The organism is Microbacterium sp. (assembly GCF_030149085.1).
Classification (GTDB): Bacteria; Actinomycetota; Actinomycetes; order Actinomycetales; family Microbacteriaceae; genus Microbacterium.
Window position 1 is genome coordinate 1 of sequence record NZ_JASBSF010000004.1, and the last position, 3,179, is coordinate 3,179.

Below are 3,179 nucleotides of genomic sequence, written 5' to 3' on the forward strand. Positions count from 1 at the left end.
GGTGATCTGTTGATTCTGGGTCAGCTCGTCGGCATCGGTGACCCAGCCAGTCGGTAGGCCCATGAGCCACTCTACGAACGCGGGTGCGGGGCGTGGGCCGTCGGCGTCGTTCAGGAGTGCTGGCGCTGGCTCTGGCCGTCCGGTGATGTGTTCCCACCTGGCGATGGCGCCGGCGTAACGTCCCCAGCGCTGAACAGTCCGTCGATCAGGGACCACAGCGTCTCCGACTCGGCTCTCCTGCTCGGTGAGCCAGCCGGTCCGTGGAGCGCGAAGTCTATGATCTGGTGCGACAGCGCGATCGTCCCTCGTCTCGCTCGCACCTGGTCGAGAGTCTCTCCGCCGCGCGATGAGTCCGTCGCCAGCGGGGTGCGGAACAGTGTGAATATTCGCTTCTCTGAGCGCCACGAGTATTGCGGTTGAGCGCCACCTGCTCGTGGGCGCGTTCGCGTCGTTGAGGGCCACCGAGTATTCGGGTTCGGCGCCACCTTCCTAGGGCGTGTCTGACAAAGGTTGAGGGGATCGGTTGAGACGCTGGAGCGGTGACGCGGTTTCGGTTGCTTACGGATGCTCAGTGGTCTCTGATCGATGGGATGTTGCCGAGGCCGACGGGTCGCCCGGGTCGGAAGTTCTCGGACGCGCGGACGATGCTGGAAGGGATCATTTACCGGTATCGGTGCGGGATCGCGTGGCGCGATCTTCCTGCAGTGTTCGGCCCGTGGCAGACCGTGTGGACCTGGCATCGCAGGCTCGCGACCGAAGGCACCTGGGACTCGATCGTGCAGTCGCTGATCGCGCAGGCCGACGCCGAGGGGCTGGTGGACTGGTCGGTATCGGTGGATTCGACGATCACGCGGGCGCATCAGCACGCGACGAACACGAGTCGCCCCACAGGGGGCTGTATCGAATTACACGAATCCGGGCGTCGAGCCGCCTGATCATGCTATCGGCCGCTCCCGGGGCGGCCTGTCGACGAAGATCCACCAGCTCGTTGACGGGAAGGGGCTGCCGCTGGTCACGGTGATCACCCCCGGACAGGCCGGTGATTCGCCGATGCTGCTGCCCTTGCTGGATCAGCTTCGCGTGGGTCGCCCCGTCGGTCGCCCTCGCACCCGCCCGGACGCGGTCCGGGGCGACAAGGCGTACTCGTCCCGCGCGATCCGGTCACGCTTGCGGGGGCGTGGGATCAAAGCCGTGATCCCCGAGCCCCGCGACCAGCAGGGGCACCGGAAGCGTCGCGGTTCACGAGGCGGAAGGCCTGTCGGGCTCGACACCGACGACTACAAGAACCGCAACGTGATCGAACGCCGGTTCTGCCACGCCAAGCAATGGCGAGGCCTCGCGACCCGCTACGACAAACACGCGATCACCTACCGCGCCGCCGTCCTCATCCACGCCGCCATCGCCTGGACCAGAACGCTGTCAGACGCACCCTAGCCGGCTGGCCCTGAGTCCGATGAGACGTCGCACAACCGAAGGGATACGAGGCGGTCGCCCTGTCATGGTTCACTCGGCGGCGCGCCGGGCGCCGCCTGGCGGAGCCGCCCTCTCAGCGGACGGGTTCGTCGGCGTGCCGGACGTCGTCCGACGACGCATCCCCGGCTTCCGTCGCCGCCCCGTGGATCGGATGGCTTCGCTCGAGCGCGGCGCCCTCGACGTCGACGTTCGGGAGGATCCGATCGAGCCAGCGCGGCAGCCACCACGCCTTCTCGCCGAGCAGGTGCATGAGCGCGGGGATCAGCAACAGCCGCACCACGAACGCATCGAACAGCACGCCGATCGCGAGGCCGAAGCCGAGCGGTCGCACGAGCGCCAGGTGCGAGAAGATGAACCCGCCGAACACCGACACCATGATGATGGCCGCCGCGGTGACCACCGCTCGCCCGTTCCGTAGCCCGGCGACAACCGCCGTCCGGGCCGGCACCCCGTGCACGAACGCCTCTCGCATTCCGGTCACCAGGAAGAGCTGGTAATCCATCGCGAGACCGAACAGCACGCCGATGAGGATGATCGGTGCGAAGTTCAGCACCGGTCCGGGGGTGTGGACGCCGAACACCGGCCCGAGCCATCCCCACTGGTAGATCGCCACCACGGCTCCGAGTGCGGCGAACAGCGACAGCACGAACCCGGCTGTCGCGATCAGCGGCACGAGGATCGAGCGGAACACCAGCACGAGGATGAGCAGCGACAGCCCCACGACCAGCGCGAGGTACACCGGCAGCACGCCGGCGAGTTTCTCGGAGATGTCGATGTTGCCGCTGGCCTGGCCTGCCACCCCGAGCTCGATGTCTCCGATCGGCGAGAGCTCGCGCAGGTCGTGCACGAGCTGCTCGGTCGATTCGGTGGACGGTCCGCCGATCGGCACGACCTGGAAGGCGAGGAAGTCGCGGTCCTCGGACACTCCGACCGGCGCGACCGCGACCACGCCGCCCTGCTCGAGCAGCTGACCGGCTAGGTCGGCCTGTACCGCGACGACGTCGTCCTCATCGATCGGGGCCGGCAGCGCGGCGGTGACGAGCAGCGGTCCGTTCTGGCCGGCTCCGAATGCCTCGGCCGCGGACGTGTAGGCCCGGTACTGGCTGGAGTCGACGGGCTCGGATGACCCGTCGGGCATGCCGAGCCGCATGGAGAGCGCCGGGATCGCGATGATGAGCAGCGCGCCGACGGCGAGTGCGGCGCGCGCGAACGCACGCGAGGTCTTCATGGGCTTCAGCTCGGGGCGAGCGTGCGATTCGTGGCCGATCTGGCCGCGAGCCCGCCGATTGACGATCCGGAGGCCGATGATCCCGAGCATCGCAGGCGTCAGGGTCACCGACAGGAGTACCGCGACCAGCACGCATCCGGCCGCGACCGTTCCCATGACGCCGACGAAGGGGATGCCGGTCACGTTCAGGGCGAGCAGTGCGACGAGCACCGTCGAGCCTGCGAAGACCACGGCGTTGCCCGACGTGCCGTTCGCGAGGGCGATGGATTCGTGCACGTCGACACCGGCGAGCACTTGCCGTCGATGGCGGTTGATGATGAACAGCGCGTAGTCGATGCCCACGGCCAGTCCGAGCATCATGCCGAGCACGGGGGTGGCCGACGACATGTCCACGACGCCCGAGAAGGCCAGCGACCCGGCGACGCCGACGCCGACGCCGACGAGTGATGAGACGATCGGCAGCAGCGCCGGCAGCAGC

Annotated in this window: 2 protein-coding genes; one reads left to right on the plus strand and one right to left on the minus strand. The window is 68.2% G+C overall.

Annotated elements, in window-relative coordinates; all coding sequences use genetic code 11:
* The first annotated feature begins 539 nt into the window (after positions 1-539).
* Positions 540-1,434, plus strand: a protein-coding gene (locus tag Q1V87_RS00105; protein WP_102209980.1) for an IS5 family transposase whose coding sequence is annotated in 2 segments (ribosomal slippage) — positions 540-890 and positions 892-1,434 — 894 coding nt in all. Because the reading frame shifts where the segments join, the coding sequence is not laid out codon by codon here.
* 112 nt (positions 1,435-1,546) lie between these two features.
* Here Q1V87_RS00105 and Q1V87_RS00110 read toward each other — a convergent pair.
* Positions 1,547-3,179: MMPL family transporter (locus Q1V87_RS00110; RefSeq protein ID WP_300590327.1), on the minus strand; the 1,633-nt coding region annotated here is incomplete at its 5' end.